This is a genomic window from Mycolicibacterium fluoranthenivorans, assembly GCF_011758805.1.
GTDB classification, from domain to species: domain Bacteria; phylum Actinomycetota; class Actinomycetes; order Mycobacteriales; family Mycobacteriaceae; genus Mycobacterium; species Mycobacterium fluoranthenivorans.
Genome location: NZ_JAANOW010000002.1, coordinates 258,098 through 276,241, shown reverse-complemented (window position 1 = coordinate 276,241; position 18,144 = coordinate 258,098). Strand labels below are relative to the sequence as shown.

Here is an 18,144-nt window from a genome sequence, read left to right as displayed (position 1 = left end):
GGACCGCGAGGCGGCACACCGCCAGACCGCGCGGGTACCCTGCAGCCATGAGGTGGCCATGACCAATTCTCCACGCGGCGATGAGCCGACCCAGAGTTTCTCTGGCCAGCTCGACGGCCGGCCTGGCGACGCTTACTCCGGCTACCCCGGATATTCCGGCCACCCCGATCCCGCTTACGCCGGGCCGACCCCTTACGGCCCGCGTCCCACTGAACCGATCCCCGCGTACCCGGCGTATGACCCGGCCTACGCGACCAACCAGTACTACGGCGCACCGCCCCCACCGCCCGGCGGTCCGACGCCGCCCGAGGGCCCGCAGACCCCGCGATGGTTGTGGGTCGTCGCGGCGATCGCCATCATCGTCGTCCTCGGGCTGGTCATCGCGCTGGTGATCGTCAACAGCTCCCAGCAGGACACGGTCGTGGCGCCGGTGCCCTCGCTGTCCGAGCCGGCCGTCACGCCCACCCCGTCGACCACCCGCCGGCCCACCACCACCAGCACCACCGCGCCATCGCTGGCGCCCTCGCCGTCGACCAGTGCGCCCACCACCTCGGGGACCGAGCCCGGTGTCACCGAGACCGTCGTCTACAACGTCAGTGGCACCGGCCGGGCGATCAACATCACCTACGTCGACACCGGCGGCGTGCTGCAGACCGAGTTCAACGTGATGCTGCCGTGGAGCAAGCAGGTGGATCTGGCCAAACCCGCCAAGGGTTCGGCGAGCGTCAGCATCATCAACGTCGGCCGCGAGGTGAGCTGCTCGATCAGCATCGACGGCGCCCAGGTGCAGCAGCGCAGCGGGTCAGGGCTGACGATCTGCAGCCCGATCGGGTAGACCCGCCGGGCGGTGCGCGGGGGTACGCACCCCCAGCATCAGCACCAGACCGAGTACCAGCACCACACACAGCCCGCCCATGCCCGCGCGGTCGCTGTCGAACACATCGATAAACAGGGCGAACAACGCCGGCGCCAGGAAGGTCGCCGCGCGGCCGGTCATGGTGTACAGGCCGAACGCCACACCCTCCTTGCCCTCATTCGAGATCCGCAGCATCTGGGTGCGCGCCGCCGAGAGCGTCGGCCCGACGAACAGGCACAGCAGGAGCCCGCACACCCAGAACGCCAGCGGGCCCGAGAGCGTCAACAGCGTCAACGCGACGACGATCATGAGGCTCAGCGCCCCGACGATCACCGGTTTGGCGCCGATGCGGTCATCGAGCCAACCGCCGGCCACCGCGCCCGCGGCGGCGACCAGGCAGGCGCACACGCCGAACAGGAGCACCGTCGCCGACGAGATGCCGTACACGTTGACTCCGAGCACCGCGCCGAAGGTGAACACCCCCGTCAGCCCGTCCCGGAACACCGCACTGGCGATCAGGTAGTAGACGACGTTGCGATCGCGGTGCCACTCCCCTTTCACCTCCGCCCACAGCGTGCGGTAGGCGGTGACGACGCCGACCGGCCGGTGCGCATCGTCCGGGGGCGGCGCGGGTGCCCTGGTCAGCAGCGGCACCGCGAACGCCGCGAACCACAGGGCCGTCAACACCATCGCCGCCCTGACGTTCTGGCCGTCGTCATGGGGCAGGCCCAGCAGGCCGCCGTCCCCGGCGATGAAACCGACGTAGACGATCAGCAGCAGTGCGACACTGCCGCCGTAGCCGACCGCCAGGCCCGCACCGGAGACGCGGCCGGCGTTCTTCGGGGTGGTCAGCTGGCTGAGCATCGCGTTGTACGGCACCGTCGCCAGGTCGTTGCACGCCGCCGTCATGGCCAGCAGTGCCAGACCTGCCCACAGATAGTGATAGTCGGCCCGGATCATGCTCATCGACGCCACCAGCGCCACCACGACGGCAGTGAGCAGTACGAGCGCGCGGCGGCGGCGATGCGCCGCGTCGACCCAGATACCCGTCACCGGCGCCAGCAGCGCCACGATGATGCCGGCGATGGTCAGTGCCCGGCCCAGCCAGCTTGCCGGGGTGGTGTCGCCGGGCAGGTCCTTGCCGACCGCGCTGGTCAGGTAGACCGAGAAGACGAATGTCACGACGATTGCGTTGACGCCGGTGGCGCCGCAGTCGTACAAGACCCAGGACAACACGTGGGATCGCCGCGCCCCGCGAGGCTCCGAGACGGGGCTGCTCATGGTCGTCACCCTATAAGTCCTTACGATTTCGGCATGCCCGTACCCGCACCACATCCTGACGCCCGCGCGGTCGTCACCGGCGCCTCGCAGGGCATCGGTGAAGCACTGGCCGCCGAATTGGCCGCCCGCGGCCACCACCTGATCATCACCGCCCGCCGCGGCGAGGTGTTGGCCGAGGTCGCCGAACGCCTGACCCAGCGCTACGGCGTGACCGTCGAGGTGCGCGCCGTCGACCTCGCCGACCCGGCCGCGCGCGACGTGCTGTGCCAGGAGCTGGCCGGCCGCAACATCTCGGTGCTGTGCGCCAATGCCGGTACCGCCACCTTCGGCCCGGTGGCCAAGCTGGATCCGGCCGGTGAGAAGGCCCAGGTTCAGCTCAATGCCCTTGCCGTGCACGACCTTTGCCTTGCCGTGCTGCCGGGCATGCTGGAGCGCAAGGCCGGCGGCATCCTGATCTCCGGATCGGCTGCCGGCAATTCGCCGATCCCCAACAACGCCACCTATGCGGCCACCAAGGCGTTCGCGAACACCTTCAGCGAATCGTTGCGCGGCGAGCTCAAGGGCACCGGGGTGAATGTCACGCTGCTCGCCCCGGGGCCGGTGCGCACCGACCTGCCCGACGAGACCGAGCGGTCCCTGGTCGAACGGCTGATCCCCGACTTCCTGTGGATCAACACCGAGTACACCGCCAAGCTGTCCCTTGATGGCTTGGAGCACAACAAGATGCGCATCGTGCCCGGCCTGACCTCCAAGGCCATGTCGGTGGCCAGCGGTTACGCCCCGCGCGCGATCGTCACGCCGATCGTCGGCGCGGTGTACAAGAAACTCGGCGGCGACTAGCGATTTCGGCGCGCTCACCCGCGGTGAGCGCGGTGTGGTGTCTCGGGACATCGTTGACACTTTTGTCGCGGGACATCGCTGACACTCATGATGGTGGTTTGGGTTCGCGGGTGCGGTAGGTACGGGTGGTTTTGTCGCCGCGCTGGTAGCGGCGTGTGGGGTCGGCGGTGAAGGTCCGGACCAGCGTGGTGCCGCTGAGGATGGTGATGTGCTCGCCGTCGCGGATGATGTCGCAGACGTGTCCGGCCCAGCGCAGTCCGACGTTGACCTTGTAGGGCGCGACGAACACGTACCCCGATGTCTGACCGACGGTGTGACGGGAGACAACGACCGGTGCCGGCACGGGCCGGTCAGCGGGCCGGGCCTTCTCCCCGATGCTGAACGCCTCGGCGGGGGTGGCCCCACCGTGTGCTCGGTGCGGTCTGTGGTGGTTGTAGACGACGCGGAACTGCTCGAGCAAGGTGTTGAGTTCGGCGATGGTGGCCGCGGGATCGCGAGCGGTGAGCCACTTCTTCAACGTCTGCCAAAATCGTTCGATCTTGCCGCAGGTCTGCGGGTGATACGGCGTGGAGTTGATGGTGCGCACGCCCAGACTGCGCAGCGCGGCTTCGAAAGACGCTTCGAAACCACGCAGTCGGCCGGTATAGACGAACCCGTTGTCGGTCAACGACATCGATGGGATCCCGCACTCGGTGATCCCGGCCAGCATCACCGTCCAGACCAGTTCAGCGGTGCCGGCGCCGACGGCTGCGGCCAGCCCGGCCAGATAGCGGGAGTGATCATCGAGGCTGCCCGCGATCGCCACTGGTGTGCCGTCGGCCAACATCCACTGCGTCCAGTCTGACTGCCAGCATTCATTGGGCCGGTCGAAGCAGAAACGCTTGGTCGCCGACTTCGGGCGTTTCTGCGGTTGCGCAGTGATCTGCCCACGCCGGGTCAGGATCTGCCACACCGTCGAGCGCGACGGCACCCCGGTGACGCCGTCGCGCTGCAATGACCACACGATCGACTGAGGCCCGCAATCGCAGCCCGCTTCCAGCAGCTGCTTGCGCCGCAACACGATCAGGTCCTCCATCTCGGCCGAGGTCTGACCCGGACTGGTCAACGGTCGCCGGGACTGCTCCTGCAGACCATCGATCCCCAACTGCGCGAAGCGTCGTTGGTACTTGTAGAACGTCTCCCGACTGATGTCATGGTCACGGCAGAACTGAGCCACGTTCGGGATCTGACCGGCCAGGGCCGCCGCCATCCGGATGTCCATCGCCGTCACCTTCTGGGCCATGAACCATGCTGGTCCACGCCCTACTCAGGTGTCAGCGATGTCCCGAGACATACAACTGTCAGCGATGTCCCCGAACAGAACACCGCGGTGAGCGCGGGTAGGCGCGCCGAAGTCACCGCCTGCGGCGGCCCGTCCCGAAGATGCTGCGGGTGATCTCGCGGCCGATGACGGTGCCGGCCGAGCGCATCGCGCTCTTGAAGGCCGGGCTGGTGACCATCTTGTCGAAGAAGCCCGGCTCGGCGGCGTTGCGTGCGGTCGAGGTGCCCTCGGTTTCCGCCCCGCCCGTGTAGACCGGCGGCGGCAGCTGATCGGCGGGTGCCGGCGCGGCCGCCGGTGGCGGTGCCAGCCGCGCGTTGAGCCGCTCATACGCCGACTCCCGATCGATGGTCTGCCCGTAGGTCGCCTGCAGCGGGCTGGCCAGTGCCGCGGCCTTGATCGCGTCGGGGCCGATGGTGTCCATCAGCGACCGCGGCGCCCGCATCCGGGTCCAGGCCACCGGGGTCGGCGCGCCGCGCTCGGAGAGCACGGTGACGATCGCCTCGCCGATACCCAGTGAGGTCAGCGCCTCCTCCAGGTCGTACACCGTGGTCTTCGGGTAGGTGCGGACCGTCTTGGTGAGCGCCTTCTGGTCATCGGGGGTGAAGGCACGCAGCGCGTGCTGCACCCGGGCGCCCAGCTGGGAGAGCACGTTGTTGGGCACATCGGTGGGCAGCTGCGTGCAGAAGAACACCCCGACGCCCTTGGAGCGGATCAGTTTGACGGTCTGTTCGACCTGTTCCAGGAACGCCTTGGACGCGTCGGTGAACAGTAGGTGCGCCTCGTCGAAGAAGAACACCAGTTTCGGTTTGTCGACGTCACCGACCTCGGGCAGCGTGGTGAACAGATCGGCGAGCACCCACATCAGGAAGGTGGAGAACATCACCGGGCGGGCGGCCTGCGCGCCAAGTTCCAGCAGCGAGATGATGCCGCGGCCCTGGGCGTCCAGCCGGATCAGATCCTTGGGCTCCAGCTCGGGCTCACCGAAGAACGTGTCCGCGCCCTCGGCCTCCAGGTTGACCAACGCCCGCAGGATCACGCCGGCCGTGGTCGGCGAGACCGCGCCCAGCGCCTTCAGCTCGGGTTTGCCCTCGTCACTGGTCAGGAACTGGATGACGGCGCGCAGGTCCTTCAGGTCCAGCAGCGACAGCCCCTTCTGGTCGGCCCAGTGGAAGATCAGACCGAGGGTGGATTCCTGGGTTGCGTTGAGCCCCAACACTTTCGACAGCAAGATCGGCCCGAAGCTGGTGATCGTGGCGCGCACCGGCACCCCGATACCCTCGGTGCCCAGGGACAGGAACTCGACCGGGAACGCCGTCGGCGTCCAGTCGTCGCCGGTGTCCTTGGCGCGCTGGGCGGTCTTGTCATTGACCTCCCCCGGTCGCGAGAGCCCCGACAGGTCGCCCTTCACGTCGGCCATCAGCACCGGCACCCCGGCCGCGGACAGCTGCTCGGCCATCACCTGCAACGACTTCGTCTTGCCGGTTCCGGTCGCACCGGCGATCAGGCCGTGCCGGTTGACCGTGGCCAGCGGGATGCGCACCAGCGCGGTCGGATCGACGACACCGTCGACGACCACGGTCCCGAGCTCGAGTGCTTGTCCCTCGACGGCGTAACCTGCGGCGATCTGCTGTGCGGGGGTTGCGGTCGAATCTGAGGTCATGGGCAGACACTACTGAACCAGGCCCCAAACGGGTGGGTGCGGGCAGCTGATGGGCGCCGGTACGCATACTGTGGATCGCTGTGCGTGAAGAACTGGTCTGGATTGACTGTGAGATGACGGGGCTGGACCTCAAGTCCGACCGCCTCATCGAGATAGCGGCACTGGTCACCGACGCCGACCTGAACATCCTTGGCGAGGGCATCGACGTGGTCATCCACGCCGACGAGGACGCCCTGTCGGGCATGGTCGACGTGGTAGCCAAGATGCACTCTTCCTCGGGACTCGACAAAGAGGTGCTGGCCTCGACGATCGACATCCCGACCGCGGAGAAGCTGGTGCTGGACTACATCCGCGACCACGTCAAGCAGGCCAAGACCGCCCCGCTGTGCGGCAACTCGATCGCCACCGACCGCGGCTTCATCGCCCGGGACATGCCCGCGCTCGACGAGTACCTGCACTACCGGATGATCGACGTGAGCTCGATCAAGGAACTGTGCCGCCGCTGGTATCCGCGGATCTACTTCGGCCAGCCCGAGAAGGGTCTGGCGCATCGCGCGCTGGCCGATATCCACGAGTCGATCCGCGAGTTGAAGTACTACCGCGGCACCGCATTCGTCCCCGCTCCCGGGCCCTCCACCAGCGAAATCGCGGCGGTCGCGGCCGAGCTGGGCCCACCGAAGCCCGACACTCGGGAAACCGATTCGGCTGTCGAGCACCCGAGCGGCTAGTATCTACAGCGCCGCTTACGCGGCAATGGTGGCTGTAGTTCAGTTGGTAGAGCACCAGGTTGTGATCCTGGCTGTCGCGGGTTCGAGTCCCGTCAGCCACCCGAGTACCGGGAACGCCGTCTACGCAAGTAGGCGGCGTTCTTGGTGTGCGGCGCACCGCTGCACCAGGTGAGGACAACCCAGCACGATGGCATCACTTATGCCGCTAAGTGATGCTTAAACGAACCGCGACTCTCAGTTCGCCGCAGGCACCTTCTTGATCCGCGGCGAGAGCTGCACGAATTCCGGTACCACGCTGGGATTCTCGTGCGCCGTGAGCACCAAGGACAACAGCGTGTTCGCGACATCGTCGAGCGCGGCCATCCGGGCGGGCAACTGCCCGTGTTCCACCCAGGACTCGAACAGCTGGGCCAGCAGATCACGATCGGCGCCACGCAGGATCTCGGTGCCCTCGGTCGGGCAGATGCCGACGCGCACCAACGACAGGTCGGGATGCTCGTTGCGCCACGAATGCAGAATCTCGTCCAGCGCCGCCTTACTGGCATTGTAGGCGGCCACGCCGGCCCGCGGGCGTCCGACGTCGTGGCTGGAGGCGATCAGCACCACCCCGTCCTCGGACAGGTGCGGCCGCACGGCCCGCAACACGTTGTTGGCCCCGAGGGCGTTGACGCTGAAGGCGTGCACCCAGGTGGCGACGTCGGTGTCCTCGATATGCGCCAGGGGCGCCACGGTGCTGGTGAACACCACCGCGTCCAGTCCCCCGAGTGCCTGCACTGCGGCGCCGACGACCGAGGTGATGGCTGCCGTGTCCTCGATGTCGAGTTCAAAGGCCGAGCCACCGACTTCCTCGGCCAGGCTGCTCAACAGCTCCAGACGCCGCGCCGCCACGGCAACCGTGGCGCCGCGGCCGGCGGCGCTGGTCGCCACGGCGTGGCCGATACCTGAGGACGCCCCCACCACCAAGAGTCGCAACCCGGCCGCATCGGCACGTTGACCGCTCATTCTCACCCTCGTTCGTCATCGGTTAGGCAACCCTAAGACAGCCCCTGCTGCACCGGACAGTACCTGTGCGATGAGTTCCGGTTGTCGCGTGGGTCAACACCGCATGACGCTTTCAGCCAAACCACCGGTGGCCGACCCCCAGACCTGGCGCGCCGCCCTGGACGAGTTGCGGATCCGGGAGAAGGCCGCCACCCGCGAACTCGACGCCATTGCCGCCGCCCGCCGGCGACTGCCCATGGTCGAGCTACCCAAGTACGTCCTCATCGGTGAGGACGGCCCGGTGTGCCTGGCCGAGGTGTTCGACGGCCACTCGCAGCTGATCACCTATCACCACATGTGGTCCGACGGCGCGCAGTGGCAGTGCGGCGGCTGCACCGGGTTCACCTCACAGTTCACCCGGCTGGAGTTCCTGGACAGCTACGACGCCCGGTTCGTCATCGTCACCAACGGCCCCATCGAGGAAGCCCTCGCCTACAAGAAGCGGGTGGGCAACAAGATGACCTGGTACTCCTCCTCGGAGTCCACCTTCGGCGCGGATGTCGACGCGGGGCCCGGGGAAGGGTTCGGGGTGAACGTCTTCCTGCGCGACGGCGACACCGTCTACCGCACCTGGCACACCAATGGCCGCGGCACCGAGCAGCTCAGCCACAGCTTCGCGCTGATCGACCTGCTGCCGTTCGGCCGCCAGGAGGAGTGGCTCGACTCGCCGGACGGCTGGCCGTCTCGGCCCACGTACTCGGGCTGGCTGGACAGCCCGGATATCGCCCGCATCTACGGAGAGGACCCGCAATGACCGACGAACGCTACGTTGTCACCCGCACCATCCACGCCACACCTCACACCGTCTTCGCCCTGCTCAGCGATCCGGCGCGACATCGCGACACCGAACCCGGTGACTGGGTGCGCGACGCGATCGACCCGCGGATCATCACCGGCACCGGCCAGATCTTCGCGATGAACATGTTCTTCGAGCAGGCCGGTGGACCCTACGTCGTGCACAACCTGGTCGATGCGTTCGAACCGGACCGCACCATCGGCTGGCGCCCGGGTCAGCTCGACGATGCGGGAAATCTGGCCGAGGGTGGCTGGTGGTGGCGCTACGACCTGGCGCCCAACGGAGACGGCACCGACGTCACGCTCACCTACGACTGGACGGGGACACCACAGGAGTTCCGGGACCAGGTCGGCGGCATGCCCGTCTTCGGGGTCGAATTCATCGACGAATCGCTTGCCGCCCTGGAACGTTCGGTTACGTAGCGGGCGCGACGGGCACCTTGTCGAGGAAGCCGAGGACGGCGGCGATCCGGCCGTCGTCGTCGGTCGACAGCACATCGAACCCGACCACCACCGGCTCGGCGCCAGTGGGGCCCAGGCCCCACTGGAAACGGGCGTGCCGGTGATGGGTGTCGGGCCCGCTCACCAAAGTGAAGACGAATCCCGGGAATTGGGCGTGCACGGCGTCGATCGCCGCCGAGATCCCGTCGTGGCCACGCACCTCGGCCAGCGGATCGCTGTAGGTGGCACCCGGCGCCCAGTGCTGGTCCAGCAGCGCCCGGCGCGCGGCCGCATCGGTGGCGTTCCAGGTGTCCAGATAGGCAGTGACGGTGTCGGTCATGGCGGCGTCTCCTTCGCGGAATCGAACTGGTAGATCACCAGATTCGCGGCCGATCCGCGTGTTGTCGACTACCCGGGAGGTAATCGCTCAGTCGTTGACGTTGCCCGACTTCCACTGATCCCACGGAATGTTCCAGTCACCGAGGCCGTCGGTGCCGGGCAGCGGTGACCCGACGGTGCCGACCACCTCGACGATGTCACCGCGCCTGGTGTTCTCGTAGAACCACTGGGCATTGCTGGTGCTGACATTGAGGCAGCCGTGGCTGACGTTGCTGCGCCCCTGGCTGCCGACCGACCATGGGGCGGCGTGCACGTAGATGCCGCTGTAGGACATCTGGGTGGCGTAGTCCACCTCGGTGCGATACCCGTTGGGCGAGTTGACCGGAACGCCGTAGGTCGAGGAATCCATGATCAGATGCGAGAACCGGTCGCCGATGATGTAGGTGCCGTTGTTGGTGGGCGTGCTGTTCTTACCCATCGAAATCGGCATGGTCTTGACCACTTCACCGTTGCGCCGGACGGTCAGCGTCTTGGTGGCGTCGTCGGCGGTGGCGATGACCTGGTCACCGATGGTGAAGTGCGTGCTGACGTTCTGCTGCCCGAACAGCCCGTCGCCCAGGTCCACCCCGTAGGTGTTGACCTCGACCTTGACATCGGTTCCCGGCTTCCAGTAAGCCGCTGGGCGCCAACGCACTTCGCGGTTGTTCAGCCAGTAGAAGGCGCCCTCGACATGAGGCTTCGTGGTGATCTTGATGGCCTTCTGCGCTGCCGGCCGGTTGGTGATGGTCTCGTCGAACCGGATGGCCACCGGCTGCCCGATCCCGACGACGTCACCGTCGTTGGGCATCAGGTAGGGCATGGTCAGGTTCTGCGGCGAATGAGTTTCGAAGGTCATCTGGCGGCTCGCCTCGCCACCGAGACCCAGCGAGCGCGCGGTCAGCGTGTAGCGGGTGTTGTAGTCCAGCGGATCCGTCGTCGACCAGGTCAGGCCGTCCGGGCTGAGTTTCCCGGCCACTGCCGCGCCGGCGGAGTCGACCATGCTCACCGCGCCCAGCACGCCGTCCTCGGCGCTGACGGTGACGGGGGCGTCGACAGTGACGCCGACCGCGCCATCGGTGACCGAGGCGTTGAGCTTGGGCACCAGCAGGTCGCTGAACGGCGTGCCCTTGTCCGCGATGGTCTGCGGCTCGGGCGGGGGCTGGTTGGCGGAACAGGCCGCCAGCACGAAGACGGACGCCAGCGCCACCACGACGGACCATGTCTTCGCCCGGCGCGCACCAGCGCACGGTGTGATCTGCACCATTACTCTTGCCCCACCTCATCAGCGCCGCGTGCTCGCAGCAACCTGACAGCATTCTATGGGAATCGGCGCCCAGCAGCCCACCGGCTGAGACTGCGCTCAGACAGTCGCCGGATGCCCTCCCGGAACCGTCCGCACCCCGTCCTTCATGCGGATTTCACCTCGCGCCATAGGGCCTGTTATTCTTCCAACCGCGCGCCGTTAGCTCAGTTGGTAGAGCAGCTGACTCTTAATCAGCGGGTCCGGGGTTCGAAACCCTGACGGCGCACCACACAAATTCCCTGCTCAGGCAGGGTTTTTGCCGTTTTGGTGTACACGCAGTGTGTCCCCACCAGCCACTTTCGGCCCAAGACGTCTCCACAAGGTCTCCACGCGCCGGGAAGTGACCCCTTCACAGCAAAGGCGTGTCGGCGGGATCTATCGGCGGCGTTACTTACGATCCCGGCATGGGGTTCACGCGCTTCGTGGCGCATTGGTGGGGAGCTGGCGTTGTCGTCGCCCTGGGCGTCGTGGGGGCGGTGGACATCACCGGCCGGTTGACGCTCATGTACCGGTGGCTGCACGAGCATGTGTCGCCCGAGGGTTGGTCGGCCCTCGGGACCTGGGCGACCGCCGCCATCGCGCTCGGAGCTGCCGCTTTCGCCTGGTCTCAGGTCCGCGAAGCGCGTCGCACTAGAGAAGAGCAAGCACAACCGAACGTCGTTCTATATGCCGAACCAAATCCGTCCACTAAGCAGTTTCTCGAAATCGTGGTTAAGAACTTCGGGACAACACCGGCCTACAACGTCAAAACTATCGTTAACCCGCCGATTAAGGCAACGCCAAACAACTTCTCGAAGGGCAAATTAGTCCAAGTTATAATTCCAGAGTTTCCGATACTCGCACCCGGCCAAGAATGGCGCACTGGTTGGGACTTCACGCGTGCTCGAAACCGCCACAATAAGAAGTGGGCGCCGCTCATCGGAAAATCCGAATCCGAATTAACCGATGAAGAAAAATTCACGATTCAAGCTCAAATGAATTACAGTGGCGAGACCTACTCGTATGAGCAGGTCATCGCAGACATGACATTGCCTTCGACTCACGATATCGACGTTTTCTACCAAGATAGCCAAAAGCGCGAATACACCACGACAGCGGTTCTGGACTCCGAGTTGTATAAAGACACCACTTGGGTGGACATCAAGACCGTCCACAACCTTGTCAAAGTAATCGAAAAGCAGTTAGAAGAACAAAATAAGGGCCTATCCGCAATTCATCAGCGTTTAGTCGAATTTGGGACTGAACACGACGGTATCTGGGTCTACGGTAGCGCCGATGACGAAGAGCGAGAATTTCGGGAGGCGTTGAAGATAGCGGATCGACTTGAGTCGCGTGAGGCGCAAGATAGCTTCGACTATGATCTGTTTGGCGGGCGGTCAGGCCGAACTAGACGGGTTCTCCGAATGGACGAAATAGTCGCATTGCCAGCGAAAGATGCAAAACCCTTAGATATATTTGTTCCTACAGTCGAGGATGTGCCTGATCTCGGGGCAAGTTGGCGGATTTCCTACGTGAGAACCCATCAGCACTCGCAATTCGGAATGGTTTCAGACTTGTACACGGTCAGTGGCGAATTCATGCGAGTGCCGGCAACTGCAACAATACGGGTGATTCGCACAGAAAGCCCTTCAACCCCCACAAAGCCTTCCGAGGAATTATGAAAGATGCGATTTGGTTTCTCCTAATAACCGCTCTCGGCATTCCGATTGGTGGTTGGATTTCAGCGTATGTCAATGCTCAAATTAGCCGCGCCACGTCGAGAGAGACCGCACTTCTATCAGCCGCCCAAAAACGACGAGATACAGAGATAGCGCAGCTACGCGACGCGCAGAGCAGTCTGCTAGAGGCAGCAACTGCCGTACAATCGTACGTTTGGTATGTCGATAAGGAAGTTCGCCTTCGGGCCACGATAGATGACGAAGATTGGCACGCGTCGCGTGAATTTATAGAACGCGCGGTAATAGGCGCTCAGCAATTACGGGCACTCGCTCGCACGCTGCCGACTACCGAACTGAGTGACGCCTACATCGCCGTCGAACGACTGATTATGGACGTTGTTCGGGGTAGCGACGAAGACGATGCGCCTGACGCTTGGCACAATGATGTATCCGGTCCTCAACCCGACACAATCAGTCGGGCCGTGAACGCGACCGCCGACGCAATCAAACAGCTCTACGACACGTACCCCGCTGAAATTGGTGAAAAGCCCTCTACCCCACAGATCACGCCGCGTGCACGAACTGAGAACTAACCCGGTCGGCGCATCGGAACGATGTTGGTTCCCAACCCGCCAGCGATCGGGCGTCGCAGCGGCGCGGCCTTGCCTCCGTCGCCTTCGGTGATGTAGTCGGCATAGACAGTGATCGTCGTCACGAAACTGGCGTGCCCGAGCATTTTCGACACGGCCATGTAGTGCTCCCCGGCCGACAAACTCATGACCGCGAACGCGTGCCGCAGATCGTGCCACCGGACATGCTCGAGACCGAGCGCGCCAGGGCCGGGGCGAGATAGTGCTTGGCGATCCCGGCCGGATTCACCGGCACCGACCATTTGTAGCCCGATGACGGTGCAACGCGCGTCGCGGGCGCGTGCGGATCGGGACGGGTGTAGCGCCGATCCGGCTCGCCCGTTTTCGCACTGATCGGTGCATCGGCGTCGAGAACCATATTCCGCACTGGTTCGATATCGTCGCGCCAAAACCCTTCCGGCAGAGCTTCACTGCGCCCAAAGCGTCCGGGAAGCAGAACGGCGTTCGCGTCATAGTCAGGACTCGCCGGGTCGCCGTGAGGATGGTCGTTGGCCAGGTAGGCGCGCAGATCGTCGGCCAGCCAGCCATCAATCGGCACCACGCGGCGCGACTTGGTTGATTTCGGCGTCGAGGTCTCCCAACCGCCACGAACCGCGCGGCGCGTTCTGGTGACTGATACCGATCCGGCCGAACCGGAGATGGTGGGCAGCATGAGATCACCGACGTTCAGCCCGGCCAACTCCCCCGCCCGCAAACCGGTGAAAGCGGTGAACAGCACCACCAGACCGTAGATCGGATGGCCTTGGACGGTGCCGATGTGGTCGGACACTGCGGCGATCTCGGCAGCGCCGAGAGGCCGGGCCGAGAACGGCTCTGCATCGGGATCGGTCGCACGGGTGCGCGGCACCGACGCACACGGGTTGGCGGTGATGGCGCCGTCGACTACGGCCACGTCGAGAATCCGGCGCAGGGTCTCGAAAGCGTGCTTGATTGTCGACCGCGAAAGAGTCACCGATTCGGCTTCGGCGTCGGTCATCGCCTTCGGCCGGGCGTGCGCCGGTCGCGGACGCGGTTCCATCAGTTCTGCGCGCCAGCGCCGCACGTCGGCAGCGGTAATCGACGCCACCGCCCGATCCCCCAACGGCTGCGCCACGTAGCGCCGGTAATTGGCTCGGTAATCGGTCAGCACGCGCGGTTTCACCTGACCGGTCAGGCCATCGAGCCACGCTTGCGCGTACAGACTCAGCGGCCGGTTTCCGGCGTCGCGTTGCGCGGCCGGGGATTGCCCACGGGCCACCTTCGGATTGATCTCGTTCACCCGGTCCTGTGCGGATTCGGCAGTGCGGAACGTCTCGCGCCGTCGCAGACGCTTTGGCGGGCTATCGTCGCGATTCGGATAGCGCGGAATCGGTTGCCCGTCAACATCTCTAGCGATTTCGTACCGCTCGACGCGGTACGCCTTGATCGGTCGGCCACGGTCATCGCGGCGGTTGATTTCGAATGCGGCTATCCACGCCATAGCTACGAATTCCCTTCTACGGCAACACTATCGGAATCAATGACGCGCCGACTCAGGATGCGACTCACGGTGGCGCTCGACCACGCTCCGCCGCGTTTGGTCGGATGTCGTTCGGCGGTCAGCGTTGCGGCGATCTCGCGTGTACTGGACCCTCCGTCGCGTACTTCGGCCATGCGCCGCAACGCGGCTTGCTCTGCCGGAATCGGAACCAACGCGCCGTTGGGGTTGTCGTTGCCGCGCTTTCCCGAACGCCAACCGTAGGGCGTCGATCCTGTCGCGTGGCCCCCGGCAGCGGCCTTGGCGCGTCGGCCATCGCGCAGGCGTTTGGCGACCAGCATCCGTTCCAGCTCGCCGAAAACGCCGGCCGGAAGATCGCCCGCTAGGTATCGAGCGCCGTCGCCGCAGCGTCCTTGACACTGCCTAAGTTCTCACCGAGCACCCGTTCGATCTCATCCTTGGCTTGCTGGCAAGCCGAATCGGCGTCTTCCGCATCATCGATCTGGAGAGTGATCCGGCGTTCGGCTCCACCGACTGATTCCCAATCAGTAAACAGAGGAGATGCCTCGATCAGCGGCTTACTGACGACAAGGTTGGGTACATCCGCGTAGACGTTGACAAGCCAGCTCATCTGCGCACCATATCCTCTTGCTCCGATTCAATTGTCAGTTTTGAGTGCACTGACCGGGATCGTCGGTAGGGACGGTTACCGTCTAACAACGAAGTCGAGAAGACATAGGGGGTCCAGGTGAAGGTTTCGTTACTGGTAGCCGCAATCATCACAGTCGTCTACGGAATAGCAGCTTGGTGGCTCCGCACTACCAACCACACCTCCGGCGCAGTTCTCATTGCTCTCGGCGCTCTCGCGGTTTCGTGTTTCGCTCAGTTCCAAGCATCAAGGTCGCAACATAATTCCGCAAAGACCTCTGCGTTGGCTCTGCTCAATGAGAAACGGGCCAAGTATGGCTGGTCAATTACCGTTCATCCCGACGGCGACCGATACGTCCTACGCAACCTCGGGACTCTCACGGCGCAGGATGTGCGTTTCATCAATGTCGATCCACACACACACGTCTACTTTGAGCAACACGAGGACGACATAGGTCCAACTGTGGAACGCGGTCATGCAATCGCGTTCCACGCCGTATTCACATACGGAAGTCCCGGTAACGGGGTCGAGATCGACTGGCTACCCGAAGGCGAGACCGTCCGCCAGACGTTCAAGGACGTTCTAGATGACGTCCCGAACAAGACGTTTGAAGAGACCGTCAAACGCCGCGAGGTTGAGAGGGATGCCGAAGCGGCGATGGACCGCGCTTGGTGCGCGGAGATCCGGAAGCTGCTCACTGAGCTCGCCGCAGCGTGGAGCGAATTCAAGAGCAACGAATCGCCGCAAGCAAAAATTCGCGTGCAGGGCCTTGTTTCAGCTCTGCCCAGCAATATGGTTCGTGCAATGGGCTTCGCTGTCGATGTACCTCGCGATTTCTGGGGCGTGAATCAGTGGCCTTTCGAAGAATGGGTGCAGGATCCCGCTGATAGAGATTTAGTTCGCGAGAACGCACCCATGATCGAACTCATCTGGAACCTAACCTGGGTTCAGATTCCCCGAGTGCGCGGCGGAGATCTGTCGCAACCGCCAGATACATGGCATCGCTTGGAACACGCAATCTACGGTTACGTGGAAATAGTCCGTAACCGTGAACAAGGCAAGATCGAATATCGAGATGGCGAGCGCGACCGAAAGAGCACCCGAGAGGCCATGCAGATGCTTGAGCGCTTTAAGAATCGCTAAATACGACACCGTGGAGGCAGCGAAGAAGATTCAGCCGACGAACTCGCCCCCGATCCGCGTCTGACTAGGACAGAGGTCCGTGCCGGTTGTAGGCCTGGTTGAACTCGCGCCGTAATGCATTCCCGATCTCATCATGGATTGCGGTTCGCGTCCGGCCAGCTAGTTCGGCGTTGACTTCGATACCCAACGCGTCGCCGACTGCCTGACGGGATTCGGCCAGATCAAAATGCAAACTCACCTTCGAAAGACCGTTGGCCACACTTTCAACCAGTGGTTCGAACTGTTGCGCAACCATGCCTCGAAACGCGTCGGTATCGAGCGCTCCGCGCACTGCGGCCCGCACTTCTTCTAAGTCGCCCGCTTCATCACTACCGAGCGATCGTTTGTCGGTCATGCTGCGACGTTACCTCCGGGGTCCGACAGAGCCAGCAAACGCCCATAGGGTCTCCACGCGACGGGAGATTCATCGGTAACTGAGCCAGTTTCAGACGGACTCAGACGGACTCAGGCAGCCTTAGAAAGGCTTATCTAACTGCACGAATGTGGGCTAGCCCAAATCATCGCCGCAGGTCAGAAGTTAGCCGGGAACGTTCTCTTAATCAGCGGGTCCGGGGTTCGAAACCCTGACGGCGCACCATCGACAGACGCCCTGCTTCGGCAGGGCTTCTGTCGTTTCGGGGCCGCGACGGGAACGTCGAGAACAATCCGTTGGCGTGGCGGTGCTGCACACCCGCGTGATGATGCGTCGCCGCTGGCGGGCGCTCGCACGGCATCGCCACGGCGGGGGCGAAGACCGCAACCGGTCGCGGCCGCATCCCTTCCCTTGAATACGTCTGCGATACAACGCCTATCAGTGCGCGCAACACGCATCCCCGCGCCAGGCGTCCCGGCCTTCCTTGAGCGCGACGCCCGCGATCACCAGGCCGGCGATCGGATCGGCCCAGAACCAGCCGAACAGGCTGTTGAGCACCAACCCAACGAGCAGCACCCCCGACAGGTAGGTGCACAGCAGCGTCTGTTTGGAATCGGCCACCGCCGAACGGGATCCCAGTTCGCGACCCGCCCGGCGCTGGGCATAGGACAGCGCCGGCATGAGCATCAGACTCACTGCGGCCAGCACGATTCCGACGGTCGAATGCTCGGCTCTGCCGTCGCCGGATAACGCTGTGATGGCGTCCACCGACACGTAGGCGGCCAACCCGAAGAAGGACAGCGCGATGATGCGCAGTGCGGCCTTCTCCCGGGACTCGGGATCCGGTGACGAGAACTGCCACGCCACCGCGACAGCCGAGGAGACCTCGATGACCGAGTCCAAGCCGAACCCGATCAGAGCCGTCGACGAGACGCGGGAGCCTTCGGTGATCGCCACGACGGCTTCGACGACGTTGTAGGAGATGGTCGCCACCACCAGGAATCGGATACGACGGGCCAGCAACGCACGTCGGCGCTCGGTCGGCACTGCGGTCATCGGCAACCGCACCCCCGGCCGCCCGCGCCCGCGCAGGTGCAGTTCGGGTCGACCGCCAGCACCAGACCCATCAGGTCGTCCAGCGCGCGGCCGATGCGCGGATCGGCCAACTCATAACGCATCCGGCGCCCCTCGGGCACCGCGACCACCAGACCGCACCCACGCAGGCACGTCAGATGGTTGGACAGGATCTGCCGGGTGACGCCGATCTGCTCGGCAAGCTCGGAGGGGTAGCCCGGTGCCCGATTGAGGCTCAACAAGATTCGGGTGCGGGTGGCATCGGCCAAGGCATGCCCGAACCGCGCCAGCGCGTCGGTGTGAATCAGGGTTTCCACGCCGCCAATAGTACAGAAGTTTCTGTATTAATTGGGCGCAAGATCGCTTCGCACCGAAATGAGCGAGCACGGTCCGGTATCGCTGCACCGGAAATCACGCAAAAGCCGCGTAGCGCAGCACTGTCTGCCATGATCTTCTTG

At 64.4% G+C, this 18,144-nt stretch carries 21 protein-coding genes and 2 tRNA genes; 10 read left to right on the top strand and 13 right to left on the bottom strand.

Features of this window, described 5'->3' with window-relative positions:
• Positions 1–58: 58 nt before the first annotated feature.
• A complete protein-coding gene (locus FHU31_RS19420; RefSeq protein ID WP_208411110.1) occupies positions 59–835 on the top strand; it encodes an MmpS family transport accessory protein in 777 nt (258 codons plus the stop codon).
• Here the strand turns inward: FHU31_RS19420 and FHU31_RS19415 are convergent.
• Positions 803–2,137 (bottom strand): MFS transporter, encoded by a 1,335-nt coding sequence (locus FHU31_RS19415; protein ID WP_167161599.1) that lies wholly within the window; start codon positions 2,135–2,137, stop codon positions 803–805. The genes FHU31_RS19420 and FHU31_RS19415 overlap by 33 nt on opposite strands.
• 33 nt (positions 2,138–2,170) lie before the next feature.
• Here FHU31_RS19415 and cmrA point away from each other — a divergent pair, with 33 nt between their 5' ends.
• Entirely contained in the window at positions 2,171–2,977 is an 807-nt protein-coding gene (cmrA, locus tag FHU31_RS19410) for a mycolate reductase (protein WP_167161597.1), read from the top strand.
• An 85-nt stretch (positions 2,978–3,062) separates the two neighbouring features.
• Here cmrA and FHU31_RS19405 read toward each other — a convergent pair whose 3' ends face one another.
• Complete coding sequence (locus FHU31_RS19405) at positions 3,063–4,259, bottom strand: integrase core domain-containing protein (RefSeq protein ID WP_167161595.1); 1,197 nt, start codon at positions 4,257–4,259, stop codon at positions 3,063–3,065.
• Positions 4,260–4,371: 112 nt separating this feature from the next.
• Positions 4,372–5,958 (bottom strand): helicase HerA-like domain-containing protein, encoded by a 1,587-nt coding sequence (locus tag FHU31_RS19400; RefSeq protein WP_167161593.1) that lies wholly within the window; start codon positions 5,956–5,958, stop codon positions 4,372–4,374.
• A gap of 80 nt (positions 5,959–6,038) precedes the next feature.
• Between FHU31_RS19400 and orn the strand changes: the two genes are divergently transcribed.
• Both orn and FHU31_RS19390 read left to right on the top strand, forming a co-directional pair.
• The gene (gene orn, locus FHU31_RS19395) at positions 6,039–6,686 is read left to right on the top strand and encodes an oligoribonuclease (protein ID WP_167161591.1); all 648 of its coding nucleotides are present in this window, start codon (positions 6,039–6,041) and stop codon (positions 6,684–6,686) included.
• A 28-nt stretch (positions 6,687–6,714) separates the two neighbouring features.
• Positions 6,715–6,787: transfer RNA gene (locus FHU31_RS19390), tRNA-His, on the top strand.
• Positions 6,788–6,920: 133 nt separating this feature from the next.
• Here FHU31_RS19390 and FHU31_RS19385 read toward each other — a convergent pair.
• Positions 6,921–7,688 carry an SDR family oxidoreductase gene (locus FHU31_RS19385; protein WP_167161589.1) on the bottom strand — a complete coding sequence of 256 codons (768 nt, stop codon included), beginning with the start codon at positions 7,686–7,688 and terminating at the stop codon, positions 6,921–6,923.
• Positions 7,689–7,791: 103 nt separating this feature from the next.
• Between FHU31_RS19385 and FHU31_RS19380 the strand changes: the two genes are divergently transcribed.
• Complete coding sequence (locus tag FHU31_RS19380; protein WP_167161587.1) at positions 7,792–8,481, top strand: DUF899 domain-containing protein; 690 nt, start codon at positions 7,792–7,794, stop codon at positions 8,479–8,481.
• Positions 8,478–8,945, top strand: a complete 468-nt coding sequence (locus FHU31_RS19375) for an SRPBCC family protein (protein WP_167161585.1) — start codon at positions 8,478–8,480, stop codon at positions 8,943–8,945. The genes FHU31_RS19380 and FHU31_RS19375 overlap by 4 nt, the downstream gene beginning before the upstream one ends.
• On the opposite strand, the gene FHU31_RS19370 is transcribed toward FHU31_RS19375, so the two are convergent.
• Both FHU31_RS19370 and FHU31_RS19365 read right to left on the bottom strand, forming a co-directional pair.
• Complete coding sequence (locus tag FHU31_RS19370) at positions 8,938–9,303, bottom strand: nuclear transport factor 2 family protein (RefSeq protein ID WP_167161584.1); 366 nt, start codon at positions 9,301–9,303, stop codon at positions 8,938–8,940. The genes FHU31_RS19375 and FHU31_RS19370 overlap by 8 nt on opposite strands.
• A gap of 87 nt (positions 9,304–9,390) precedes the next feature.
• Entirely contained in the window at positions 9,391–10,605 is a 1,215-nt protein-coding gene (locus tag FHU31_RS19365; protein ID WP_167161582.1) for a L,D-transpeptidase, read from the bottom strand.
• A gap of 192 nt (positions 10,606–10,797) precedes the next feature.
• Here FHU31_RS19365 and FHU31_RS19360 point away from each other — a divergent pair.
• The 3 genes from FHU31_RS19360 (at position 10,798) to FHU31_RS19350 (ending at position 12,895) form a co-directional block, all read left to right on the top strand.
• Positions 10,798–10,873: transfer RNA gene (locus FHU31_RS19360), tRNA-Lys, on the top strand.
• A gap of 175 nt (positions 10,874–11,048) precedes the next feature.
• Positions 11,049–12,305, top strand: coding sequence for a DUF8453 domain-containing protein (locus FHU31_RS19355; RefSeq protein ID WP_167161580.1), 1,257 nt, complete (start codon positions 11,049–11,051; stop codon positions 12,303–12,305).
• The gene (locus FHU31_RS19350; protein WP_167161578.1) at positions 12,302–12,895 is read left to right on the top strand and encodes a hypothetical protein; all 594 of its coding nucleotides are present in this window, start codon (positions 12,302–12,304) and stop codon (positions 12,893–12,895) included. The genes FHU31_RS19355 and FHU31_RS19350 overlap by 4 nt, the downstream gene beginning before the upstream one ends.
• On the opposite strand, the gene FHU31_RS19345 is transcribed toward FHU31_RS19350, so the two are convergent.
• From FHU31_RS19345 to FHU31_RS19330, 4 genes are read right to left on the bottom strand one after another with little or no spacing between them, the layout of a single operon-like run.
• Entirely contained in the window at positions 12,892–13,053 is a 162-nt protein-coding gene (locus FHU31_RS19345; RefSeq protein ID WP_234901528.1) for a hypothetical protein, read from the bottom strand. The genes FHU31_RS19350 and FHU31_RS19345 overlap by 4 nt on opposite strands.
• A 23-nt stretch (positions 13,054–13,076) precedes the next feature.
• On the bottom strand, positions 13,077–14,411 hold the full coding sequence (locus FHU31_RS19340) for a tyrosine-type recombinase/integrase (RefSeq protein ID WP_167161574.1): 1,335 nt from the start codon (positions 14,409–14,411) through the stop codon (positions 13,077–13,079).
• 2 nt (positions 14,412–14,413) lie between these two features.
• The gene (locus FHU31_RS19335; RefSeq protein WP_234901527.1) at positions 14,414–14,749 is read right to left on the bottom strand and encodes a recombinase family protein; all 336 of its coding nucleotides are present in this window, start codon (positions 14,747–14,749) and stop codon (positions 14,414–14,416) included.
• Positions 14,750–14,790: 41 nt separating this feature from the next.
• Positions 14,791–15,039, bottom strand: coding sequence for a hypothetical protein (locus FHU31_RS19330; protein WP_167161572.1), 249 nt, complete (start codon positions 15,037–15,039; stop codon positions 14,791–14,793).
• A gap of 117 nt (positions 15,040–15,156) precedes the next feature.
• Here FHU31_RS19330 and FHU31_RS19325 point away from each other — a divergent pair, with 117 nt between their 5' ends.
• The gene (locus tag FHU31_RS19325; RefSeq protein ID WP_167161570.1) at positions 15,157–16,200 is read left to right on the top strand and encodes a hypothetical protein; all 1,044 of its coding nucleotides are present in this window, start codon (positions 15,157–15,159) and stop codon (positions 16,198–16,200) included.
• Positions 16,201–16,264: 64 nt separating this feature from the next.
• On the opposite strand, the gene FHU31_RS19320 is transcribed toward FHU31_RS19325, so the two are convergent.
• From FHU31_RS19320 to FHU31_RS19310, 3 genes are all read right to left on the bottom strand, one after another.
• Entirely contained in the window at positions 16,265–16,594 is a 330-nt protein-coding gene (locus tag FHU31_RS19320; protein ID WP_167161568.1) for a hypothetical protein, read from the bottom strand.
• Positions 16,595–17,050: 456 nt separating this feature from the next.
• Positions 17,051–17,668 (bottom strand): cation efflux transmembrane domain-containing protein, encoded by a 618-nt coding sequence (locus FHU31_RS19315; RefSeq protein WP_167161566.1) that lies wholly within the window; start codon positions 17,666–17,668, stop codon positions 17,051–17,053.
• Entirely contained in the window at positions 17,665–18,003 is a 339-nt protein-coding gene (locus FHU31_RS19310; RefSeq protein ID WP_167161564.1) for an ArsR/SmtB family transcription factor, read from the bottom strand. Before FHU31_RS19310 ends, FHU31_RS19315 begins: the two co-directional genes overlap by 4 nt.
• Positions 18,004–18,144 lie beyond the last annotated feature (141 nt).

Bases quoted from the DNA above. Each gene is read 5' to 3' on its own strand.
- FHU31_RS19420 (WP_208411110.1), top strand. From the start codon at position 59: ATGACCAATTCTCCACGCGGCGATGAGCCGACCCAGAGTTTCTCTGGC.
- FHU31_RS19415 (WP_167161599.1), bottom strand. From the start codon at position 2,137: ATGAGCAGCCCCGTCTCGGAGCCTCGCGGGGCGCGGCGATCCCACGTG.
- cmrA (WP_167161597.1), top strand. From the start codon at position 2,171: ATGCCCGTACCCGCACCACATCCTGACGCCCGCGCGGTCGTCACCGGC.
- FHU31_RS19405 (WP_167161595.1), bottom strand. From the start codon at position 4,259: ATGGCCCAGAAGGTGACGGCGATGGACATCCGGATGGCGGCGGCCCTG.
- FHU31_RS19400 (WP_167161593.1), bottom strand. From the start codon at position 5,958: ATGACCTCAGATTCGACCGCAACCCCCGCACAGCAGATCGCCGCAGGT.
- FHU31_RS19385 (WP_167161589.1), bottom strand. From the start codon at position 7,688: ATGAGCGGTCAACGTGCCGATGCGGCCGGGTTGCGACTCTTGGTGGTG.
- FHU31_RS19380 (WP_167161587.1), top strand. From the start codon at position 7,792: ATGACGCTTTCAGCCAAACCACCGGTGGCCGACCCCCAGACCTGGCGC.
- FHU31_RS19375 (WP_167161585.1), top strand. From the start codon at position 8,478: ATGACCGACGAACGCTACGTTGTCACCCGCACCATCCACGCCACACCT.
- FHU31_RS19370 (WP_167161584.1), bottom strand. From the start codon at position 9,303: ATGACCGACACCGTCACTGCCTATCTGGACACCTGGAACGCCACCGAT.
- FHU31_RS19365 (WP_167161582.1), bottom strand. From the start codon at position 10,605: ATGGTGCAGATCACACCGTGCGCTGGTGCGCGCCGGGCGAAGACATGG.
- FHU31_RS19355 (WP_167161580.1), top strand. From the start codon at position 11,049: ATGGGGTTCACGCGCTTCGTGGCGCATTGGTGGGGAGCTGGCGTTGTC.
- FHU31_RS19350 (WP_167161578.1), top strand. From the start codon at position 12,302: ATGAAAGATGCGATTTGGTTTCTCCTAATAACCGCTCTCGGCATTCCG.
- FHU31_RS19345 (WP_234901528.1), bottom strand. From the start codon at position 13,053: ATGGCCGTGTCGAAAATGCTCGGGCACGCCAGTTTCGTGACGACGATC.
- FHU31_RS19340 (WP_167161574.1), bottom strand. From the start codon at position 14,411: ATGGCGTGGATAGCCGCATTCGAAATCAACCGCCGCGATGACCGTGGC.
- FHU31_RS19335 (WP_234901527.1), bottom strand. From the start codon at position 14,749: ATGCTGGTCGCCAAACGCCTGCGCGATGGCCGACGCGCCAAGGCCGCT.
- FHU31_RS19330 (WP_167161572.1), bottom strand. From the start codon at position 15,039: ATGAGCTGGCTTGTCAACGTCTACGCGGATGTACCCAACCTTGTCGTC.
- FHU31_RS19320 (WP_167161568.1), bottom strand. From the start codon at position 16,594: ATGACCGACAAACGATCGCTCGGTAGTGATGAAGCGGGCGACTTAGAA.
- FHU31_RS19315 (WP_167161566.1), bottom strand. From the start codon at position 17,668: ATGACCGCAGTGCCGACCGAGCGCCGACGTGCGTTGCTGGCCCGTCGT.